The organism is Acinetobacter sp. WC-323 (genome assembly GCF_000314615.1).
GTDB lineage: Bacteria > Pseudomonadota > Gammaproteobacteria > Pseudomonadales > Moraxellaceae > Acinetobacter > Acinetobacter courvalinii.
Genome location: NZ_AMZS01000033.1, coordinates 21,544 through 41,328 on the forward strand (window position 1 = coordinate 21,544; position 19,785 = coordinate 41,328).

The window sequence follows — 19,785 nt, forward strand, 5'->3', positions numbered from 1 at the left end:
AACAGTATCGATCACTTAACGTTTAACAGCGACTTTCTCTTTATCACGCTGGCGCACCACTTTTTCCACTTTCTCACGGGCACGCTGACGTTTTAAAGGCGATAAATAATCGACAAAAAGTTTGCCATTTAAGTGATCCATTTCATGTTGGATACAAACAGCGAGAAGTTCGTCAGCTTCTAACTCAAATGCTTGACCTTCAAGGTTAATTGCCTCGATTTTTACGCGTGACGGACGCTCAACTTTGTCGTATATTTGAGGCACAGAGAGACAGCCTTCTTCATAAGGCTGAGTTTCTTCGGTCAGTGGAATGACTTTGGGGTTAATGAACACCATCGGTTGGTTTTTCTCTTCCGAGATGTCCATAACAATAAGCTGAATATGATGATCAACCTGAGTTGCCGCCAAACCGATACCTGGTGCTTCATACATGGTTTCAAACATATCTGCTGCAAGCTGACGAATTTCATCAGTGACTTCTTCGACTGGCTTGGCAATGGTACGAAGGCGGGGATCAGGAAAACTTAAAATAGGTAATAAGGCCATACTGTCGTCCTCACTTATGCCATTGATCAAAAAACCAACTGAAGGGAATGCTTGATCAAAAAAATTGTGTGTAAAGTCGTTATTATAGCGCAACTACACACATAATTTTTAGGAATTATGATAATGAAAAAGGTTTTAAACGGCATACCATCTTTTCATGCCTTGGGGTTAAAAAAACAACTGATTGCAGCTGCAATTTGTGCGGGATTGGGAATGACTGTCAATTTTGCCCATGCTGCTAGCCCGAATGTCAGCCCACCTGCAGTTAAAGTAGGCGCTCCGCATGTTTATGTGGTGAAAAAAGGCGATACGCTGTGGGATATTTCCGGCAAATTTTTAAAGAAGCCTTGGCGCTGGCCTGAAATCTGGGCAAGTAACAAGCATGTGAAGAATCCGCACTGGATTTATCCGGGTGATCGCTTATTACTCTGTAGCCTGAACGGTAAACCATTGATTGGTAAAGATGAAGGTGACGGTTGTGACGGTATCATTCGTCGCTATACCGGCAATACCGCGACCTTGCGCCCGCAAGTCCGTATTGAAGCACTGAACAATAGCGTCCCGGTTATCCCCTTGACCCATATTCAGCAATGGCTGGAACGCACTTCGGTACTGCCTGCAGAGGCGATTGCCAACACCCCTTATATTCTGGGCACCGCGGATAACCGTGTTATGGCCGGTAAAGGTCAAAGTGTTTATGTGCGTGGCCAGGGCCTTGAAAATGGTCAACGCTATGGCGTATTCCGTGAAGGCGAGCCTTATATCGTTCTGGATCAGAATGGCAAGAAGCAGAATCTTGGCATTGAGCTGACCCAAGTCGCTTCAGGTGTGGCCATTCGTAGTGAAAATGACATCACCACGGTTGAACTGACCGACAGTTATAACGGCGAAGTGCGTCGCGGTGACCGGGTCATGCTTGAACAGGATGCCATGTTACCAACCCTGTTCTACCCGACCGATGCCAATCAGGTCAAAGACGGCGGTAAAATTATCCGGGTGATGGGTTCGATCGGTACAGCTGCAAAAAATGGTGTGGTGACTGTCGATCGTGGCACTGTGGATGGGATTGAGGTCGGTCAGGTATTCAGTATCTATCAAGATGGCGAAACCGTTCGTGATCCAAAAACCAAAGAGCAAGTGAAACTACCCGGCCAGTATTTAGGGAGTGCCATGATCTTTAAAAGCTTTGACCGTATCAGCTATGCCTACGTACTTGAAAGCGAATTACCGATCAAGCTGGGCTCAGACATCAAGCCACCACGTCTCGACGATTAAGGTCTCAAATGTTGAATCAATTATCGCCTCATCACTACCCTACCGTGCTGGTGTGGTACTTGGTTCAACATTCGCTTTCCAGCTTTCACAAGATTCAGCAATATTTTGGCAGCTGTGAACAGGCAACCCAACCGCAGCGTTTTTCGGAATGGGAGCAACTGGGTCTGCATGCCAACCATTTAAAACGTCTAAAAGAATTTCAGACCGCACAAGGCCAGCAACAGTTTGAACAGCTGCTGCAACTGATTTACCGTCATAGTGATTTTATTTTAACGCCCGACGATATTGGCTATCCGACGCAGCTACTGCCTTATAGCGACCGCCCACCGATCCTATTTGGACAGGGTCAGGCCCAAGCGCTATTACAACCCCAGATTGCCATGGTCGGCAGTCGTAAGCCGAGCCCTCATGGGCGACAGGTGGCTTATGATTTTGCTTACTATTTAAGTGAAAAGGGTTTTTACATCAGTAGTGGTCTGGCACATGGGATTGATCAGGCCGCGCATCAGGGTGGACTGGCGCATCAGCGCACTATCGCAGTGACGGGTACAGGACTCGACAGTGTCTACCCTGCCCAGCATAAACAACTCGCGCAACAGATTATTCAGTCAGGCGCGATTGTGACTGAATTTCTACCCACCACCATGCCTTTACAACAACATTTCCCACGACGAAACCGGATTGTCAGTGGCTTGAGTCTGGGCGTATTGGTGGTCGAAGCTGCGCTCAAAAGCGGTTCATTGATTACCGCCAATGAAGCAGCCACTCAGGGCAAAATGGTGTTCGCCATTCCTGGACATATTTATAGTGAGCATCATCAGGGCTGTCATCAACTGATTCGCGAAGGCGCGATTCTGGTCGATCATCCTGAACAGGTGATTGAAGATCTGGCTTTACCGACGCAATGGCAAGCGCAGCAGCAGCCAGCAACAGAGAGCAGCTCGGCACCACCAACCCTACCCGCACATTTAATTGAGCTCTATCAGGTTTTAGACTGGGTCGGACAGGATCTGGATCAGCTGGCGCAACGCTATTCTGCACCTATTGCTGAATTAACCGCCCAATTAATGGAACTGGAATTACTCGGTTTAAGCATGCAACAGGCAGGACGCTATTTACGTTGCCGTCCAATGCATTAAACTACTCACATCTCCCTTTTATCGTTTCATTCTCCCTATGATGACGTCCTCTATTGCTGAAGCAGCACAACTTTTAAAACAAGGCCAGGTCCTGGCTTACCCGACCGAAGCGGTCTGGGGACTGGGCTGTGATCCCTACAATGAGCAGGCTTTTCAGGATATTCTGGAACTCAAACATCGTCCCGTTGAAAAAGGCGTGATTTTACTGGCCGGCCATCTAGATCAGGTCGAACATTTACTACAGGGTTTAACTTCCGACCTTCGTCAGCAAGTGATCAATAGCTGGTCTAACCGCCAGCCAACCGAACGTGCCACCACCTGGCTCCTGCCTGCCGATCAGCACATCCCGACCTGGATCAAAGGCCAGCATCCGCTGGTGGCGGTGCGTGTCACCACGCATCCTTTATGTATGCAACTGTGTCAGGATTTTGGTGGGTTTATTGTCTCGACCAGTGCCAATCTCGCAGGTCAGACACCGGCCCATAGTCTGGCAGAGGCCCAAGCCTATTTTGGCGATGCATTACATTATCTTGAAGGTGATCTGGGACTCAGCCGTGAACCGAGTCGCATTTTAAACGCGCTCACGGGTGAAATTGTTCGCGCCTGATTAAGTGAATAGCGGACAAAAAAAAGCTCAGTTATATAGGGATAACTGAGCATAAAAAGGATGTGTATAATCACATCCAGAGGGTTCATCAATTCGGTGAGCAACTTATTCATTCTAAAATGAATGATCTTGCTGTGGCTGGTATTATGAGCTAATCATTTCATTTATACAAATATATTATTTATCTAACAAAAAAGGTGAAAAGCGTACCTTTTTTGTCACTTTCGCCTTTTTAATAAAATTATATTTTTATTTTTATTCAGCTTTTTTTGAGCATAAACTTCACTGATCTTCGAAAATATATTTGCAAATCAGATACAAAGAACAATCATTTAAAAAATAAATTGGTGCGTTTGTTTGTTTTTTAAACAAACGCACCTTTTAAATTCATCTTTACGACGCTGACTCTGCCAATTTCACCGAAGCTTTTACGGTTTTCTTCTGTGCCATGATAATGCCCACCAGAATCATCACACCACCAATGCTATGATAAATGGTCCAGTGTTCCGACAGCCACAGACTGGCAATAATGGCAGTAAATACCGGCATCAGGTTCATAAAAATACTGGTCCGGTTTGGCCCGATCACCTGCACAGCAACCATCCACAATAACGGTGCAATTAATGACGGGAACACACCAGCATAGAGCACGCTGGCGGCATTCTCAGCATTGATGCCATCTAGCCCCAGCCACAGTAAAAATGGGACGTGATACAACAAAGCAAAAGCAATCTGTACATAGAGACTGGTCATCAATGGCAGCTGCACTTGCCATTTTTTCAGAAATACCCCATAGAAAGCATAAAATCCTACCGCCAAGATCATGACTGCATCGCCCCAATGACCGCCCTGCTCAAACAGGCTGGCAATACGGCCCTGGCTCATCACATAAATCAGACCGGCGAAAGACAGCAAACTGCCAAAAATTGCATAGCGATTCGGTGCATCTTTTAAAATGAGATAGGAGATAAAAATGGTAAAAATAGGCACAAAGGCATTCACAATGCCCATATTGGTCGCGGTGGTATAATGTGCTGCGGTATAAGACAAACCTTGATAAAGCACCATACCAAATGCACTGAGTACCGCCAGCTTGGGGATAAAGGGGCGGATCAAAGCACGTTGCTTCCAGACCTTGGGCAACATAAAGGGTGTCAAGATCAGGAAGGCCACAAACCAGCGATAAAAACTGATACTGACCGGTGAAATATAATCGGCCACATAGCGCGTTACCGCGATGTTAAGTGACCAAATCAACACCGCAATCAAAGGCAATACAAATGCCCATTTTTGGTATTTGCTAAACTGACCCATCATTTTTCTCACAATATCTCAGCAATGGGGCTATTGTGGTAGATGTCCAAAATAATTGAAATATCGTATTTCAGACATTTATATCGCACTCACGACATTGCTGCTTAGAACAGCTCCCAAGCTCGCATCGCATGCTCCACCACTTTATGCAGTTGCTCAACCGTTGCCCCATCTCGAGCCTGAATGGTTAGCCCCTGCACAACCGTTGCATAGAAGTCGGTCATTTCCTGTAAAGGCGCAGTTGCCGCCAGATCACCATCCGCGACTCCCTGCTCTAAACGCTCCAACAGTTTTTGCTTGGTCTGTAAACGTTTTTCCAGAATATTGTGTTGCACTGCCTGAGCATTATCTGAGCAATTCATGGTCGCCACCACCAGCATACAACCTGCAGGTTTATTGGGTTGCGCCAAACGCTTAACGTTGTCATATAAATACAGCTCAAATGCAACTTTGGCGGTTTTGGCTTCTAGAAAGATAGGCACAATCGGACAGGCTTCATGGGCCAGATAATAATCAATGCATTTATAAAACAGCCCAGCTTTATCACCAAAACTACTGTATAGACTCGGCGCAGTCAGTTCCAGAGCCTGAGTCAAATCACTGATCGAGGTCGCTTCATAGCCATGCGCCCAGAACAATAACATCGCTTTTTCCAGCGCCTGCTGTTCGTCAAAACACTTCGGACGACCACGCTTTTTTTTCAAGCTGTCATCACAGGGTGCTACTGTTGGCTCATGTGCATTGGTCATAGCTGTCACAAATATTTCATAACAATCACTATTAAATTAATTGACGACTCAACTTTAATCAACTATTTTATTTTATATCGATCGTTATAAAAACTAATGTTTTTTCAATTTTATTGTTATCCCTATAACAATAAAGGGAATTATTATGGAAAACTCCACTCCGGCAGACCTTAGTGCACTTGAATCCAATCCTTCTCAAGGGAACTGGTTTGCCTTACTTTCCGTCACCTTTAGTGCATTTGCCTTGGTGACAGGTGAATTCCTGGCCATTGGTGTCCTCAATGACATCGCACGTGACTTTCAAATTTCAGTCGGAACAGCGGGTCTTACCGTTTCTTTAACTGCGATCGTCGGCATGTTTGCTGCGGTACTGATTCCAGTTTCGGCGAAGACACTGGATCGGCGTACCTTGCTGTTGATGCTTACCCTGTTGATGATTATTGCCAATCTGCTGACGGCATTTGCCCCTAATTTCATGATTTTATTGTTCGGACGTATCATTCTGGGTGTGGCGGTGGGAGGCTTCTGGGCAACAGCCGTGGCATTAAGCGGTCGACTGGCACCACCGCATTTACCGATTGCCAAAGCGACTGCCTGGGTGGCTTTCGGGGTGACCTTAGCCAGCGTCTTAGGGGTACCAATGGGGACATGGCTGGCCCAATATAATGGCTGGCAAACCTCTTTCACGGCGATTTCCCTTATGGGTGTCCTGCTTTTGATCTTCCAGTACCTTTATCTGCCTCAACTCAAACCGTCTTCATCTTTGCGCTGGAAAGAACTGCCGATTCTGCTGCAACACCCTGCCGCACGTAAGGGCCTGATCATTTTTCTGTTTATGGGCTTTGCGCATTTTGCTGCGTATAGCTACTTTTCAGCCTTCTTTAAACATGAGCTCGATTTTTCGGATAGCCTGATTAGCCGTCTACTGCTGGTCTATGGCATTGCTGGAATTTTCGGGAATGTTTTTGCAGGCTACCTCGGCCAGATCAATATCCGTTATGCCTTTGCAGTCAGTGGCGCTGCGTTCTTGCTGGCATTTTTAGCGCTTCCGCTAGTCGGGGCCAATGTCATGCTTGCCATTGTATTAACGGCTTTATGGGGCTTCGCCTACGGGATTATTCCAACTGCGGTGAATATCTGGATGTTTACTCATGCTCCTGAAGCGGTTGAAAAAGGCATGCCAATGGTGACTTTAACCTTTTTAATCCTGATTGCGCTGGGCAGCATGTTCGGTGGCCTGATTGTTGACCATTTTGATGGCACCATCTTATTTTTTGCCATGCTCCCACTGATACTTTGTTCGCTCATCCTGATCTTTACACTGGCACGGGGCTTGAATAATCCCAAAGTCACTTATAAAAATTAATCCTTAAGCTACAGATCAAACAGAAAATTAAGCGACTTCTGTTTGATCTGTGAGAACAATCCAGAAATTTGCTTTTCCTCTTTTACAGTTCGCCCACTCCCATGATTCAGGGCGACTGTATTTTTCTTGAATCATCTCCTGCGTACGCATTCTGGCAGCTCATGCACAATTTGCATAAGTGGCCCAGATATTTTCATAACGATCACTATAAAATTAATTGACGGATTCTGTTTTATTCTTTATTTTATTTCATAACGATCGTTATAAAATAAAATTTGATCTTTAGCTTTTATTCTTGTGCTGACAAATCAGGAAAATCCCATGCAAGCATCCACCTCATCAGACGAGCAGCCCACGCAAACCACACAAGGAAGCTGGTACGCCATTTTGGCGGTTGCCATTGCGGCCTTTGCATTGGTCACCAGCGAATTTTTACCTGTCGGCGTACTCAATAGTGTCGCAGCCGACCTGCAGATCTCAGTCGGTACAGCAGGTCTGATCATTACCCTTCCCGGGGTGATGGCTGCGATTGCAGCACCACTGTTACCCGTATCGGTCAAACAGCTCGATCGACGCTATGTATTGATCTTACTCACCGCAATCATGGTGATTGCCAATACCATTACCGCCTTTGCAGAGAGCTTCCATGTGCTGCTGTTGAGCCGTTTGGTATTAGGCATTTCCATTGGTGGTTTCTGGGCAACTGCGATTGCCTTGAGCGGGAAACTGGCGCCGCCTCATTTACCCATCGCTAAAGCCACTGCCATCGTTATGGCAGGCGTGACTTTTGCCACTGTACTCGGTGTTCCAATCGGCACCTGGCTCAGCGAGTTTTATGGCTGGCGCAGTGCATTCGGTATTACCGCTGCTATTGGTTTGATTGTATTGGTGGTCCAGCTGATTTGCTTGCCTGAACTGAAACCTGAATCTGCCATTCATTTCCGTGATTTACCTGCGTTATTGCGCACGCCAAAAGCCCGTAGTGGCATGTTAATCGTATTACTGATTGGTCTCGCGCATTTTTGTGCGTATAGCTATCTGGCACCGTTCTTTAAAAACATTGCAGGCTTTAACGGTACCACCATCAGCTCGCTGCTATTACTCTATGGAATTGCAGGTATTTTCGGCAATGCATTTGCAGGCTATAGTGGTAACCTGAATGTACGTTATACCCTTGCCTTTGTCGGGATCTGTTTTGCGATTGTGTTCTTTGGCTTCCCGATCTTTGCGGTTCATGAGTTCGGTGCGATTGTATTAACCGCGCTGTGGGGCTTTGCCTTCGGTGCTTTCCCTACCTCAGCCAATATCTGGATGTTTGTGCATGCCCCGCATGCGGTAGAAAAAGGCATGCCTTTGTTTGTCGGCATGTTTCAGGTCATGATTGCGACCGGTTCCTTACTCGGCGGTTATGTAGTCGACCATTTCAATGAAAATATCCTGATTTATGGCGTCATCAGCTTTGTGGCCTTGGCATTGATCAGTATCTTTACTTTAGCCAAAGGCTTGAATAATCCTAAAATGACATGTGAAAACTAACAGTGAGTCTCTCCGGATGAAGCAGAATGTTGCTGAACAATTTCCCTTGTTACGTGATATAGAAGTGCATGAATTTCTATATCAAAAAGATGATATTGTCAGCCCGCATTCTTCAATCTGGGGAGATTTTAACTTTAGTTTAAACGGGACTTTAGAGTTTGATATTGAAGGGCAATATTACTTGTCTCCACCCAGCTATGGATTATGGCTGCCACCGCGTACCGAGCATCAGTCGCTGCCGGTTGAGCATGAAATTCACTATATCTGTATTCGATTACATCCGCGACTCGGTGATTTTTTAGGCGATGTTTGCCGCTGTTTTAGTATTGAACCTTTTTTCCGTGCGCTGGTGATTCATATTCTGGAACAGCAAAAACTGGCTGCTGCACCCGAGTATCTGGAGCACCTGCTGCAAGTTTTATATGATCAGCTAAAACAGGCCCCTGCTTATTCGCATTATCTTCCGCAAAGTACCCATCCCGTTCTCGCCCCAATTCTGGAGCAACTGTCAGATCCAGCTTTATTTCAACTCAGCCTGCAGAAAGTCTTAGGAAATTTTGCGGTCAGTGAGCGTCATGTACTCCGTCTCAGCCAGCAAGAGCTGCAACTGTCATTATCAGAATGGCGTAATCGGGCAAAAATCATTTTTGCGATCAATCAGATCCGCCAAGGAATGACCATTAAACAGTTGGCTTTTGCTTTGGGTTATCACCACAGTTCCAGCTTTATTGAGTTCTTTAAACGCTATACCGGACAAACTCCGATTCAGCTAAAGAATGCTTCCCTCTAAAATAAAGACTTGGTTTTTCTGATTATTTGTATGGATTCATATCAAGAGCATTGCACTCTGCGGCAATAGCAGTTAAAACAATCGGGTATTGTCACAACAACAAATTAGGACTATTTCATGAGCCAGTCGGTTTATCACATCCCTGTTAAGGACATTAAAGGTCAGGATGTTGATCTTGATCAATATCAAGGCAAAGTGCTCTTGATCGTCAATGTTGCATCTAAATGCGGCTTAACCCCGCAGTACGAAGGCTTGGAAAAACTTTATCAGGCCAAGAAAGATCAAGGTCTGGAAATTCTTGGCTTCCCTGCCAACAACTTTCTGGAACAGGAACCGGGCAGCAATGAGGAAATTCAGCAATTCTGTTCACTAAATTATGACGTGCATTTCCCACTTTTCGCCAAAATTTCGGTTGCGGGCGATGATAAGCATGCTTTATATCAAACCTTGACTCAAGCCATTCCTGAGCGTACAGGTGAAGGCCCTTGGTGGAAAGATCTGGTTGATTACGGCTTAACACCAAACAACCCACCTGAAGTATTATGGAATTTTGAAAAATTCCTCATCAATAAGAAGGGTGAAGTGGTTGCCCGTTTTGCACCAGATATCACTGCTGACGACGAACGCATTGTCAGCGCGATTGAAGCTGAACTAGCAAAATAAGCATTAAAAATATAGAGAAAAGAATAGTTTATCTGTTCTTTTCTTTTAACTTCCTAGACAGTTCCTTCTATTATTTTCTTAGATCAAACTGTTGATGAATTGCAAAAATCACTTTTTTCTCCACATTTTCTCATTATAGTGACGCTCTTCTCATAATCTGGTGTAGTTCAGCCATGATGGAACGTTTCTCTATCAAAGCCATTCTCTCAGTAACCACCTTGGTGAGCCTATTCACGCTGGCAGGTTGCGATCAGGTCCCTCATGACAATGAGCAAGCTGAGCAAAACACTGAGATTGAACAATCAATAACAACTTCTGAAAATATAGAACGTGAAGCAAGCATTGCTCAGGACACCCAAAACCTGAGTAAGGGTAATATGCTGAATATCGCCCGCGATATGGCCAAGTTGCAAATTGAAACTGATGACTATGTCACCCTGCTCAAGCAATCGCAAAGCAATCTTGAACAAGCAATTCAAGATAAAAATGTCCAGAAATTACAGCATACAACAGGCGATTTAAACCAGGAACTGCATGGCTTACATGATGCTTTATTATCGTTAAATTTGAAAAGTAATGAAGTCGATCAGATCCGCCAAAGTTTATTGAGTGCAAATCAGCAGCTGCTCAATATGCCGTTATTACATGGTCAAACCGATCTTTCCAAAATTGATTTTGCCAAGATCGAAAAACAGTTCAACACCATTCAAATGGATATGGTGAAACTGGCAACCTTGGTACTCGGCAATAAAGATGATTCAAACGCTTAAAATATTTATTTTAATTTTCGATGTATTATAAAAAAGCCACCTGACGGTGGCTTTGTTTTTACTTTTTATCCAGCGTGATCGTTGCTTTACTACACTTACCCGCTTGGGCAAGTTTATATTCACTCACCGCTTTTTCACCTGTTAAGGCATCGACTTGTTTTAAATTTGCTCCACCAACCATTACGCCAGGTTTCATAAATTGCTGAACAAAATAATTTTTACCTACTTCAGTTTTCAATACTAAATGATTTGGTGAAAATTCTGATTCAGTCGAAATTGTATGCTCTTGATTTCCTAAAACTTCCTTTAAGAAAAATGTACCACGAGCAGTTTCACCTAAACATTCCCCATCCACCCATACATCTTTCTTGAGCGCCGCACCGACAATACTATTTGAACGATAAACATAAATTGCGGATTTACCCTCTGAAGGCGCTGCAAGCTTCTTGGCTTGTTCATTCAGTTGATCGTTCGCTGGTGGTACCGATGCACACCCGACAAAACCCGCAACAATCAAGAATGGAAGAATTTTTATCATTTTCATGATGATTTTTACTCTTTGGTTTAATAATTCTAAATATGCTTGGTAATTTATAGAAAATTTATAATTATTCAATACCTTAAAAATAAAAAAAGCCACCTGACGGTGGCTTTTTTTAATCTCGAACCAGCAATAATTAAAGTGCGCGGTTTTTGATTTTACGAATCGTTTCAAGCTGAGCTGCAGTTTCTGCAAGCGAAGCAAGCGCAGCAGCAGAATCCAAGTCACTCTTTTGGTTGGCTAGCAATTGTTCAGCTTGTTTACGAGCTTCCATAATTGCCGCTTCATCCAAGTTGTCAGCGCGAATTGCAGTATCTGCAAGTACGGTCACAACGTGAGGTTGAACTTCTAACACACCGCCTGATACATAAACGATTTCTTCTGTACCATTTTCCAACTGAACACGAATCGGGCCCGGTTGGAGCAAAGTTACGAGTGGCGCATGTCCTGGTAAAATACCAAGCTCACCGCCCGCACCTTTTGCGATTAACATCGTAACTTGTCCAGAGTAAATCGACTCTTTAACACTTACAACATCACATTGCATCGTCGCCATGAGAATCTCCTTAAATTAGAGTTGCTAATTAAAGTTTCTCGGCTTTAGCAATCACTTCGTCAATACCACCAACCATATAGAACGCTTGTTCTGGGATGTGATCGTATTCACCAGCTAATAGACCTTTAAAGCCACGAATCGTTTCTTTAAGTGGGACTAATTTACCAGGTGCACCCGTAAAGACTTCAGCGACGTGGAACGGTTGAGAGAAGAAACGTTGGATTTTACGCGCACGGTAAACAACCAATTTATCTTCTTCTGCTAACTCGTCCATACCCAAGATGGCGATGATGTCTTTAAGCTCTTTATAACGTTGCAATACGTTCTGTACAGAACGTGCAATTTCATAATGCTCTTGACCAACAACCAATGGGTCTAACTGACGTGAAGTTGAGTCAAGTGGATCGATCGCTGGGTAAATACCAGAAGATGCGATGTCACGGCTCAATACAACGGTAGCATCCAAGTGAGCAAACGTTGTTGCAGGCGATGGATCTGTTAAGTCATCGGCAGGTACGTATACTGCCTGGATCGATGTGATCGAACCAGATTTAGTCGACGTAATACGCTCTTGAAGAACACCCATTTCCTCTGCAAGTGTCGGTTGGTAACCTACTGCAGATGGCATACGACCTAACAATGCTGATACTTCAGTACCCGCAAGTGTATAACGGTAGATGTTGTCGACGAATAATAATACGTCACGACCTTTACCATTTTCGTCTTTTTGATCACGGAAGTATTCAGCCATGGTCAAACCAGTTAACGCTACGCGTAAACGGTTACCTGGTGGCTCGTTCATCTGACCGTAGACCATTGCTACTTTGTCAAGAACGTTAGAATCTTTCATTTCGTGATAGAAGTCGTTACCTTCACGAGTACGCTCACCAACACCAGCAAACACAGATAAACCTGAGTGAGCTTTCGCGATGTTGTTGATCAACTCCATCATGTTAACGGTTTTACCAACACCGGCACCACCGAACAGACCAACTTTACCACCTTTCGCGAACGGGCAAAGTAAGTCGATGACTTTAATACCAGTTTCTAAAAGGTCAGTCGAAGCTGCTTGTTCAGCATAAGAAGGTGCTTGACGGTGAATCGGCAAACGCTCTTCAGTCGCTACAGGACCTGCTTCATCAATTGGGCGACCCAATACGTCCATGATACGACCAAGAGTCGCTGGACCTACTGGAACAGAAATCGGTGCATTTGTGCTAGTTACATTAAGGCCACGTTTAAGACCTTCTGTAGAACCCATTGCGATGGTACGAACAACACCATCGCCAAGCTGTTGCTGAACTTCTAAAGTAGTTTCAGTACCGTCAACTTGGAGAGCGTCATAGATCTTAGGAACGCTATTGCGCTCAAACTCGACGTCGATAACCGCGCCGATGATCTGAATGATACGACCGCTACTCATTGCTGTCTCCTCAATTCAAACTTAATAATGTTAAACGGCAGCGGCACCGCCAACGATCTCGGAAATTTCCTGAGTAATCGCGGCTTGACGCAGCTTGTTGTAAATGAGTTGTAGGTCTTTAATCAGTTGTCCTGCGTTGTCTGTCGCTGCTTTCATCGCGACCATACGAGCTGACTGCTCACATGCAACGTTTTCAATCACACCTTGATAAACCATAGACTCGATATAGCGAACCAACAAACCATTTAACAATTCTTCTGCTTCTGGTTCGTAGATATAGTCCCAACCATAAGTACGGTTGAGGTCATCGCCTTCTTCTGCCGGTGCTAAAGGAACAAGTTGTTCTACTTTAGGCTGCTGAGTCATTGCATTGATGAAGCCATTTGAAACGAGATAGATACGATCTAGTTCGCCTTTATCAAATGCATCAAGCATTACCTGTACTGAGCCTGTTAACTGTTCCAAACTCGGCGCATCGCCAAGTTGGGTAGTTGCACCAAGCACTTTACCGCCGTAATTCTTAAAAAACGAAACCGCTTTTTGACCAATCAAAGCAAATTCAACTTCAATTGACTGCTGTTGTTGTGCTTTGACATGCTGCACAACTTTCTTGAACAAGTTAATGTTCAAGCCACCCGCCAAGCCACGATCTGAAGACACCACGATATAGCCAACGCGCTTAACCGGGCGTTCAACCATATAACGATGTTTGTATTCAGGGTTTGCTTGGACCAAGTGAGCAATTACACGGCGCATATTATCGGCATACGGACGGCCCTGAGCCATGCGCTCTTGCGCACGACGCATTTTCGAAGCAGCTACCATTTGCATCGCGCGAGTAATCTTTTGCGTGCTCTTGATACTAGCTACTTTGGCGCGAATTTCTTTTAAATTTGCCATACGCTTAACCTAGTAGTCGAAAGCTCTTTCGAGCTTCCGAAGGTTGATCCGTGAACCAAACTTAACTAAAGATAAACTTAGTAAGTTTGAGTCGCTTTGAAGCTCTCAATACCTGATTTGATTGCTGCTTCGATGTCTTTGTTGTAATCACCAGTTTCATCGATCTGTTGCATTAACGCAGCATATTCAGAACGGAAGTAAGAGATTAACGCAGCATCAAAGTCTACGATTTTCTTCACTTCTACGTCAGCCATATAGCCTTCGTTAGATGCATAAACAGATACAGCCTGGTCAGCGATTGAGTAAGGAGCATATTGTTTTTGCTTCATTAACTCAGTTACACGTTGACCATGCTCAAGTTGCTTACGCGTTGCTTCGTCAAGATCAGAAGCAAACTGAGCAAACGCAGCCAATTCACGGTATTGCGCTAGAGCGGTACGGATACCACCTGACAATTTTTTGATGATCTTGGTTTGCGCAGAACCACCAACACGAGATACAGAGATACCCGCGTTCACAGCAGGACGGATACCTGCGTTGAATAATGATGTTTCTAGGAAGATCTGACCGTCAGTAATCGAAATTACGTTCGTTGGTACGAATGCAGATACGTCACCAGCTTGAGTTTCAATGATCGGTAATGCAGTTAAAGAACCAGTTTGACCAGTTACTGCACCGTTCGTGAATTTCTCAACATAATCAGCTGAAACGCGCGAAGCACGTTCAAGAAGACGCGAGTGAAGATAGAATACGTCACCTGGATACGCTTCACGACCTGGTGGACGACGTAACAATAATGAAATTTGACGGTAAGCAACAGCTTGCTTAGACAAATCATCATAAATGATTAACGCGTCTTCACCACGATCACGGAAGTATTCACCCATTGTACAGCCAGAGTACGGAGCCAAATACTGCATTGCTGCAGGATCAGCGGCCGCAGCTGCGACAACAGTGGTATACGCCATAGCGCCAGTTTCTTCTAACTTGCGTACCACGTTTGCAATTGTTGATTGTTTTTGACCAATCGCAACGTATACACATTTAATGCCAGAGTTTTTCTGAGCGATGATCGCATCGATCGCCATTGCTGTTTTACCAGTTTGACGGTCACCAATAATCAACTCACGCTGACCACGACCTACAGGGATCATGGTATCAACTGATTTATAACCAGTTTGAACAGGTTCGTCGACAGACTGACGCCAAATTACACCTGGTGCTACTTTTTCAACAGCATCAGTAAGTTTTGCATCAATAGGGCCTTTACCATCAATTGGGTTACCCAAAGCGTCTACGACACGGCCAAGAAGTTCAGGACCAACCGGAACTTCTAATACACGACCTGTACAACGAGCTTTTTGACCTTCTTGCAGGCTTAGGTAGTTACCTAAAACAACGGCACCCACTGAATCCTGTTCTAGGTTCAGTGCCATACCAAATAAGCCGCCGTCGAATTCGATCATTTCACCGTACATTGCATCCGCAAGACCGTGAATACGCACGATACCGTCAGATACCATGACGATGGTACCTTCATTCTTAGCGGTCGCGCTGGTGTCCAGATCGCCGATACGCTGTTTAATGAGCGCACTGATCTCGGATGGATTCAGTTGTTGCATTGCGCTATTCCTCAATCTTTTTTAAGTTCAGTCTTTTTGCTGTTAGGCAAGAAGACGAGTCCGCATTTTTTCAAGCTTGTTAAGCGCAGAGTCATCTATCACTTGGTCGCCTGCACGAATCACAACACCTGCGATGAGCGCCGGATTAACGTTAACAGTTACCTGAACGGTTCTGTTAAAACGTTTTTCAAGCGCATGAGCCAAAATGTGCTCTTGTGTCGCATCCATTGGGAAAGCAGATTCAATCTCTACTTCCAATGTGTTGTTGTTCTGCGATTTAAGTAATTCGTATTCTGCAGCGATTTCAGGCAATAAAACCAAACGATCGTTATCCGCAAGCAATGTCAAAAAGTTAGACACTGATTGTGATTGATCTTCACCTAAAACCTTTGCAAAAAGACCTACTTGTTCCGCAGGAGTCAGCTCAGGGCGATTTAAATAAGCGGAAAATGCTTCGTCTTGCACCGCAGCACCGAGCAGTTGTAACGCATTTGACCAAGCGTCAGTTGCATTCTGCTCAGATGCATAAGCAAATGCTGCTTTGGCGTACGGGCGTGCTAACGTCAAGAGTTCAGCCATATTCGCCTCGCTTAAAGTTTAGCAGCCAGCTGATTCAGCATGGCATTATGAGCTTCTGCGTCAACTTGTTGGTTCAGAATTTTTTCTGCGCCAGCAACTGCCAAAGCAGCAACTTGTTGACGTAATTCTTCGCGAGCAGAATTGATGTCCTGATCAACAGTTTCTTTCGCCTGTTGACGGATACGCTCACCTTCAGCAGATGCTTGGGTACGCGCTTCTTCGATCAATTGTGCTGCACGACGGTTCGCTTGTTCGATCAATTGAGCCGCTTGTGCTTTTGCTGCGTCTAACTCTGCCTTAACTTGTGCTTGCGCATCAGCAAGGTCAGCTTTAGCTTTTTCAGCAGCATTTAAGCCATCAGCGATTTTACGCTGACGCTCACTAATCGCATTGATTAGTGGTGGCCAAACAAACTTCATGCAGAATGCGACAAAGAACGCAAATGCAATCGCTTGGCCAATCAATGTGAGGTTGATATTCATTTCGCTATTCCTCAATATGTGGATTTAGGAATTAAGCTATTAACCTACAAATGGATTAGCGAAGATGAAGAACAAGCCAATACCAACACCGATCATAGGCACAGCATCAAGAAGACCCGCGATTAAGAACATACGAGTTTGAAGTTGTGGAGCCAATTCTGGTTGACGAGCAACAGCTTCTAAGAAGCGACCACCTAAAAGACCGAAACCAATCGCAGTACCTAAAGCACCGAAAGCGATCAAGATAGCAGATGCAATTGCAACTAGACCTAAAGTGAGTTCCATGAAAAATTCCTCAGAGGTTAGGTTATTACCAAATTAAACTAAAATTTAAGCCCAACCATCAGGTGACAGTTAGGCAATACCATTAATGCTTTTCGCTTGCCATGCTCAAGTAAACGATGGTCAGCATCATAAAGATAAATGCTTGCAGCGTGATTACGAGAATGTGGAAGATAGCCCAAGGCACAGATAACGCCCACTGGATCCAGAACGGTAATAATGCGATCAAGATGAAGATCAACTCACCCGCATACATGTTACCGAACAGTCGTAGAGCCAACGAAACTGGACGAGCAAGGAAAGTTACTAATTCCAAAACTAAGTTCACTGGAATCAATAACGCTTTTGCAAATTTGTTACTTGGGTTGAATGGGTTAAGTGCCAATTCACCGACGAAACCGCCGATCCCTTTCTCACGAATACTGTAGAACAAGATCAAGGCAAATACTGACAAAGACATACCTAAAGTAATGTTAGGGTCAGTAGATGGAACAATCTTGAAATACACGTGGTGAGGGTCCATACCAAACACACTTGCACCAATTTGTTGAGCTAGGTAAGGAACCCAGTCAACCGGGATTAAGTCCATTAAGTTCATGAGGAAAATCCACACGAAAATGGTTAATGCCAATGGCGCAATTAAGCGTGATTTGCCGTGGAAAGTATCACGAACACTTGAGTCAACAAACTCGATAATCATTTCGATTGCTGACTGGAATTTTGTTGGCACACCTGCGTTAGCAGCTTTGGCAACAATCCAGAACATCAAACAGAAAATAACACCAAGTCCGATAGACCAACCCATTGAATCCAAGTGAATTGCAGTGAACCCCATCGATTGAGCTTCTTCAGCAGTCTCAGCCAATTTCCATGTACCGTCAGGCATTTTGCCATAGGTCATATTGGTCAAGTGATGCTTGATATACTCGGTCGAAGTCAGGGCATGTTCTTCAGCAGCCATAAATCACACCTGGTCAATGTCAATCATTAAAAAGAAGAGAAACGAATCGTGCGGATGGCAATGATTCCGCTTCTACTTCCAAAAATCTTAAAATGTGTCTTACACTCGCTTTTGTAGACGCGCCACCCAAAATGGCGCGACCCACGACATCGCTTGTACGAGAATAAATCCACAAAACAATGCAACCGGTGACAGCGGTTTAACATTGCTCAAAATTAATATAAAACCCACGATCACAATCGCAAACTTACCGAGCATCCCTCGGTACATATTCAGCATGACTTGTTTTGATGCTCTTGCGCCTGCCGCTCTAAACGACTGCCAAGCAAAATAACAATGTGCCAACCAACATACCAAAGCCCCAAGCGCAGCACTCAAAGCAGCAGTTGTGTCTTTCATTGCCCATGCCAGCAAAGCGGCAACGGGAATCATACATGCTTGTAAGAAGACCAAAGCTTTTGCTAATCGTCGGTCAATCATGCGACTAGTTTGGCTCATTTTTTACCCACTTACAGCAGAACTGCTTGACAAGTTTTAATCATGATCGTTTCGAATCGCAGGCATTATAGAGTTACACCCCTGAACATGCAATCTTTTCTCGACTTAAGTCTGGTTTTTTCGTTACCATATTTTTTGACGCTAGAGTCAATTGATTTTTATTTTTTTCATCAATTTTGTGCACTTATTACGCATTTATCGGTTTTTGAAGCCAATTTTTTCCACGCTGTTACAAAATTGTCCTCACCGCGCATGCTTTCATCCACGGACTGGAAAACTACCGGGTTCATTTTTTGGTACTGACTCGAACTTGCTGTCGTTTCGGCCAATAAGCACATTTTATTCTGCGGACGATTGTCTCTTAAGTACTTAATTTGCGCTGCGGTCGGTGCAATATGCGGATCATCGGTCAAAGCCCCTGCAAATTTTAAATTTAACGCTCTTTCCAGATATTGATAGGCATCATGATAAGACCAGTAGCTTTTGGCCTTGCTTGAGCTTTCATATTGTTGTGATGCCTGCAGCATCTGCTGTGAGAATGCTTTGGCGTTGGCCATATATCTGGCTTTATTTTCCGGATTTTGCTGTGAACGCAAAGTCGCGATAAAGAAAGCAATCCGCACTGCATTGTTCGGTTCTAACCAGACATGGCTATCTACAGTATTGGCCAATGATGCGCCACGCAGGTTACGTTGCGGCAACACTGTCAAGATCCCCGAGTCCAGCAAGGCAATCGCTTTACGGTTGTGACTCAACATCTTTTCCAGTGGTGCTTCGTGCGACTTGCCAAGCCAGATCACCAAAGAGGCATCCTGAATTGCTTTACGGTGCGCCGGGGTCAGTTGTACATCGTGACCACTTTGATCTTTTAGCAGAAGAACCGGCTCTTCTACCCCTTCCGTGACTTCTTTCGCAATCAGGTAAATGGGATGTGTTGAAACCACCAAGCTTTGTGTCCAGCCCCATGTGCTTAACATTGAAAACAAGACGAGAACGATTAGGCGGGACATCACAAGATTACTCAGTTTGGCGAAGCATGTTATAATATAACAAAAGTTGTAAAATACCTATGTCTATTTTCAGATTTGCCGCACGATCCGTCGTGCCTTTCACTTATATAGATAGTTATCCTAAATTGCATGTTATGATAATAGGGCTATTGAGACATCAGCGAGCCATTAGGTGC

At 44.5% G+C, this 19,785-nt stretch carries 22 protein-coding genes; 8 read left to right on the top strand and 14 right to left on the bottom strand.

Translation table 11 applies throughout. The features are described 5' to 3' along the window. Positions 1-15: 15 nt before the first annotated feature. Positions 16-546, bottom strand: a complete 531-nt coding sequence (gene def, locus ACINWC323_RS13270; RefSeq protein ID WP_005281196.1) for a peptide deformylase — start codon at positions 544-546, stop codon at positions 16-18. A gap of 123 nt (positions 547-669) precedes the next feature. Between def and ACINWC323_RS13265 the strand changes: the two genes are divergently transcribed. The 3 genes from ACINWC323_RS13265 to tsaC are packed head-to-tail and all read left to right on the top strand — an operon-like array spanning position 670 to position 3,567. After that, entirely contained in the window at positions 670-1,821 is a 1,152-nt protein-coding gene (locus ACINWC323_RS13265; RefSeq protein ID WP_005228394.1) for a LysM peptidoglycan-binding domain-containing protein, read from the top strand. Positions 1,822-1,829: 8 nt separating this feature from the next. After that, positions 1,830-2,960: a DNA-processing protein DprA gene (dprA, locus tag ACINWC323_RS13260; RefSeq protein ID WP_009510379.1), complete on the top strand. Its 1,131-nt coding sequence runs from the start codon at positions 1,830-1,832 to the stop codon at positions 2,958-2,960. A gap of 37 nt (positions 2,961-2,997) precedes the next feature. Further along, positions 2,998-3,567 (top strand): L-threonylcarbamoyladenylate synthase type 1 TsaC, encoded by a 570-nt coding sequence (gene tsaC / locus ACINWC323_RS13255; RefSeq protein WP_009510486.1) that lies wholly within the window; start codon positions 2,998-3,000, stop codon positions 3,565-3,567. 393 nt (positions 3,568-3,960) lie between these two features. On the opposite strand, the gene ACINWC323_RS13250 is transcribed toward tsaC, so the two are convergent. Both ACINWC323_RS13250 and ACINWC323_RS13245 read right to left on the bottom strand, forming a co-directional pair. Continuing rightward, positions 3,961-4,881 carry a DMT family transporter gene (locus ACINWC323_RS13250; protein ID WP_009510330.1) on the bottom strand — a complete coding sequence of 307 codons (921 nt, stop codon included), beginning with the start codon at positions 4,879-4,881 and terminating at the stop codon, positions 3,961-3,963. 104 nt (positions 4,882-4,985) lie between these two features. Continuing rightward, positions 4,986-5,639 (bottom strand): TetR/AcrR family transcriptional regulator, encoded by a 654-nt coding sequence (locus ACINWC323_RS13245; RefSeq protein WP_165569319.1) that lies wholly within the window; start codon positions 5,637-5,639, stop codon positions 4,986-4,988. Positions 5,640-5,775: 136 nt separating this feature from the next. On the opposite strand from ACINWC323_RS13245, the gene ACINWC323_RS13240 reads away from it, so the two are divergent. The 5 genes from ACINWC323_RS13240 (at position 5,776) to ACINWC323_RS13220 (ending at position 10,755) form a co-directional block, all read left to right on the top strand. Further along, positions 5,776-6,996 (top strand): MFS transporter, encoded by a 1,221-nt coding sequence (locus ACINWC323_RS13240; protein WP_009510417.1) that lies wholly within the window; start codon positions 5,776-5,778, stop codon positions 6,994-6,996. A gap of 321 nt (positions 6,997-7,317) precedes the next feature. Beyond that, on the top strand, positions 7,318-8,532 hold the full coding sequence (locus ACINWC323_RS13235; protein WP_009510419.1) for an MFS transporter: 1,215 nt from the start codon (positions 7,318-7,320) through the stop codon (positions 8,530-8,532). 16 nt (positions 8,533-8,548) lie between these two features. Beyond that, a complete protein-coding gene (locus ACINWC323_RS13230; protein WP_005228385.1) occupies positions 8,549-9,322 on the top strand; it encodes an AraC family transcriptional regulator in 774 nt (257 codons plus the stop codon). A gap of 117 nt (positions 9,323-9,439) precedes the next feature. Beyond that, positions 9,440-9,985: a glutathione peroxidase gene (locus ACINWC323_RS13225; protein ID WP_005281224.1), complete on the top strand. Its 546-nt coding sequence runs from the start codon at positions 9,440-9,442 to the stop codon at positions 9,983-9,985. A gap of 173 nt (positions 9,986-10,158) precedes the next feature. Beyond that, complete coding sequence (locus tag ACINWC323_RS13220) at positions 10,159-10,755, top strand: PM1805 family lipoprotein (RefSeq protein WP_009510429.1); 597 nt, start codon at positions 10,159-10,161, stop codon at positions 10,753-10,755. Between the two features lie 58 nt (positions 10,756-10,813). Here the strand turns inward: ACINWC323_RS13220 and ACINWC323_RS13215 are convergent, their stop codons facing one another. The 11 genes from ACINWC323_RS13215 to ACINWC323_RS13165 all read right to left on the bottom strand — a co-directional run bounded on the left by ACINWC323_RS13215 (position 10,814) and on the right by ACINWC323_RS13165 (position 19,609). Further along, on the bottom strand, positions 10,814-11,299 hold the full coding sequence (locus ACINWC323_RS13215; RefSeq protein ID WP_009510478.1) for a DUF2846 domain-containing protein: 486 nt from the start codon (positions 11,297-11,299) through the stop codon (positions 10,814-10,816). A gap of 133 nt (positions 11,300-11,432) precedes the next feature. Further along, a complete protein-coding gene (locus ACINWC323_RS13210; protein WP_005228378.1) occupies positions 11,433-11,852 on the bottom strand; it encodes a F0F1 ATP synthase subunit epsilon in 420 nt (139 codons plus the stop codon). A gap of 28 nt (positions 11,853-11,880) precedes the next feature. After that, positions 11,881-13,275 carry a F0F1 ATP synthase subunit beta gene (gene atpD / locus ACINWC323_RS13205; RefSeq protein ID WP_004930535.1) on the bottom strand — a complete coding sequence of 465 codons (1,395 nt, stop codon included), beginning with the start codon at positions 13,273-13,275 and terminating at the stop codon, positions 11,881-11,883. 30 nt (positions 13,276-13,305) lie between these two features. Next, on the bottom strand, positions 13,306-14,175 hold the full coding sequence (atpG, locus tag ACINWC323_RS13200) for a F0F1 ATP synthase subunit gamma (RefSeq protein WP_004773227.1): 870 nt from the start codon (positions 14,173-14,175) through the stop codon (positions 13,306-13,308). Between the two features lie 77 nt (positions 14,176-14,252). Next, positions 14,253-15,797, bottom strand: coding sequence for a F0F1 ATP synthase subunit alpha (gene atpA / locus ACINWC323_RS13195; RefSeq protein WP_004773229.1), 1,545 nt, complete (start codon positions 15,795-15,797; stop codon positions 14,253-14,255). 42 nt (positions 15,798-15,839) lie between these two features. Then, positions 15,840-16,376, bottom strand: a complete 537-nt coding sequence (locus ACINWC323_RS13190) for a F0F1 ATP synthase subunit delta (protein ID WP_004773231.1) — start codon at positions 16,374-16,376, stop codon at positions 15,840-15,842. 11 nt (positions 16,377-16,387) lie between these two features. Next, on the bottom strand, positions 16,388-16,858 hold the full coding sequence (locus tag ACINWC323_RS13185; protein ID WP_005228377.1) for a F0F1 ATP synthase subunit B: 471 nt from the start codon (positions 16,856-16,858) through the stop codon (positions 16,388-16,390). A gap of 39 nt (positions 16,859-16,897) precedes the next feature. Beyond that, entirely contained in the window at positions 16,898-17,143 is a 246-nt protein-coding gene (gene atpE, locus ACINWC323_RS13180) for a F0F1 ATP synthase subunit C (RefSeq protein ID WP_000424060.1), read from the bottom strand. Between the two features lie 82 nt (positions 17,144-17,225). Beyond that, the gene (atpB, locus tag ACINWC323_RS13175; RefSeq protein ID WP_004773235.1) at positions 17,226-18,101 is read right to left on the bottom strand and encodes a F0F1 ATP synthase subunit A; all 876 of its coding nucleotides are present in this window, start codon (positions 18,099-18,101) and stop codon (positions 17,226-17,228) included. A 99-nt stretch (positions 18,102-18,200) separates the two neighbouring features. Further along, positions 18,201-18,599: an ATP synthase subunit I gene (locus tag ACINWC323_RS13170; RefSeq protein WP_032881266.1), complete on the bottom strand. Its 399-nt coding sequence runs from the start codon at positions 18,597-18,599 to the stop codon at positions 18,201-18,203. A 170-nt stretch (positions 18,600-18,769) separates the two neighbouring features. Further along, positions 18,770-19,609, bottom strand: coding sequence for a metal ABC transporter substrate-binding protein (locus tag ACINWC323_RS13165; RefSeq protein WP_005281233.1), 840 nt, complete (start codon positions 19,607-19,609; stop codon positions 18,770-18,772). Positions 19,610-19,785 lie beyond the last annotated feature (176 nt).

What these genes read in the sequence shown, in the direction of transcription:
- ACINWC323_RS13250 (WP_009510330.1), bottom strand. Translation starts at nt 4,881, where the DNA reads ATGGGTCAGTTTAGCAAATACCAAAAATGGGCATTTGTATTGCCTTTG.
- ACINWC323_RS13170 (WP_032881266.1), bottom strand. Translation starts at nt 18,599, where the DNA reads ATGAGCCAAACTAGTCGCATGATTGACCGACGATTAGCAAAAGCTTTG.
- atpG (WP_004773227.1), bottom strand. Translation starts at nt 14,175, where the DNA reads ATGGCAAATTTAAAAGAAATTCGCGCCAAAGTAGCTAGTATCAAGAGC.
- dprA (WP_009510379.1), top strand. Translation starts at nt 1,830, where the DNA reads ATGTTGAATCAATTATCGCCTCATCACTACCCTACCGTGCTGGTGTGG.
- ACINWC323_RS13220 (WP_009510429.1), top strand. Translation starts at nt 10,159, where the DNA reads ATGATGGAACGTTTCTCTATCAAAGCCATTCTCTCAGTAACCACCTTG.
- atpD (WP_004930535.1), bottom strand. Translation starts at nt 13,275, where the DNA reads ATGAGTAGCGGTCGTATCATTCAGATCATCGGCGCGGTTATCGACGTC.
- ACINWC323_RS13165 (WP_005281233.1), bottom strand. Translation starts at nt 19,609, where the DNA reads ATGTCCCGCCTAATCGTTCTCGTCTTGTTTTCAATGTTAAGCACATGG.
- atpE (WP_000424060.1), bottom strand. Translation starts at nt 17,143, where the DNA reads ATGGAACTCACTTTAGGTCTAGTTGCAATTGCATCTGCTATCTTGATC.
- ACINWC323_RS13215 (WP_009510478.1), bottom strand. Translation starts at nt 11,299, where the DNA reads ATGAAAATGATAAAAATTCTTCCATTCTTGATTGTTGCGGGTTTTGTC.
- ACINWC323_RS13230 (WP_005228385.1), top strand. Translation starts at nt 8,549, where the DNA reads ATGAAGCAGAATGTTGCTGAACAATTTCCCTTGTTACGTGATATAGAA.
- ACINWC323_RS13185 (WP_005228377.1), bottom strand. Translation starts at nt 16,858, where the DNA reads ATGAATATCAACCTCACATTGATTGGCCAAGCGATTGCATTTGCGTTC.
- ACINWC323_RS13240 (WP_009510417.1), top strand. Translation starts at nt 5,776, where the DNA reads ATGGAAAACTCCACTCCGGCAGACCTTAGTGCACTTGAATCCAATCCT.
- ACINWC323_RS13190 (WP_004773231.1), bottom strand. Translation starts at nt 16,376, where the DNA reads ATGGCTGAACTCTTGACGTTAGCACGCCCGTACGCCAAAGCAGCATTT.
- atpB (WP_004773235.1), bottom strand. Translation starts at nt 18,101, where the DNA reads ATGGCTGCTGAAGAACATGCCCTGACTTCGACCGAGTATATCAAGCAT.
- ACINWC323_RS13235 (WP_009510419.1), top strand. Translation starts at nt 7,318, where the DNA reads ATGCAAGCATCCACCTCATCAGACGAGCAGCCCACGCAAACCACACAA.
- ACINWC323_RS13265 (WP_005228394.1), top strand. Translation starts at nt 670, where the DNA reads ATGAAAAAGGTTTTAAACGGCATACCATCTTTTCATGCCTTGGGGTTA.
- ACINWC323_RS13225 (WP_005281224.1), top strand. Translation starts at nt 9,440, where the DNA reads ATGAGCCAGTCGGTTTATCACATCCCTGTTAAGGACATTAAAGGTCAG.
- ACINWC323_RS13210 (WP_005228378.1), bottom strand. Translation starts at nt 11,852, where the DNA reads ATGGCGACGATGCAATGTGATGTTGTAAGTGTTAAAGAGTCGATTTAC.
- def (WP_005281196.1), bottom strand. Translation starts at nt 546, where the DNA reads ATGGCCTTATTACCTATTTTAAGTTTTCCTGATCCCCGCCTTCGTACC.
- tsaC (WP_009510486.1), top strand. Translation starts at nt 2,998, where the DNA reads ATGATGACGTCCTCTATTGCTGAAGCAGCACAACTTTTAAAACAAGGC.
- atpA (WP_004773229.1), bottom strand. Translation starts at nt 15,797, where the DNA reads ATGCAACAACTGAATCCATCCGAGATCAGTGCGCTCATTAAACAGCGT.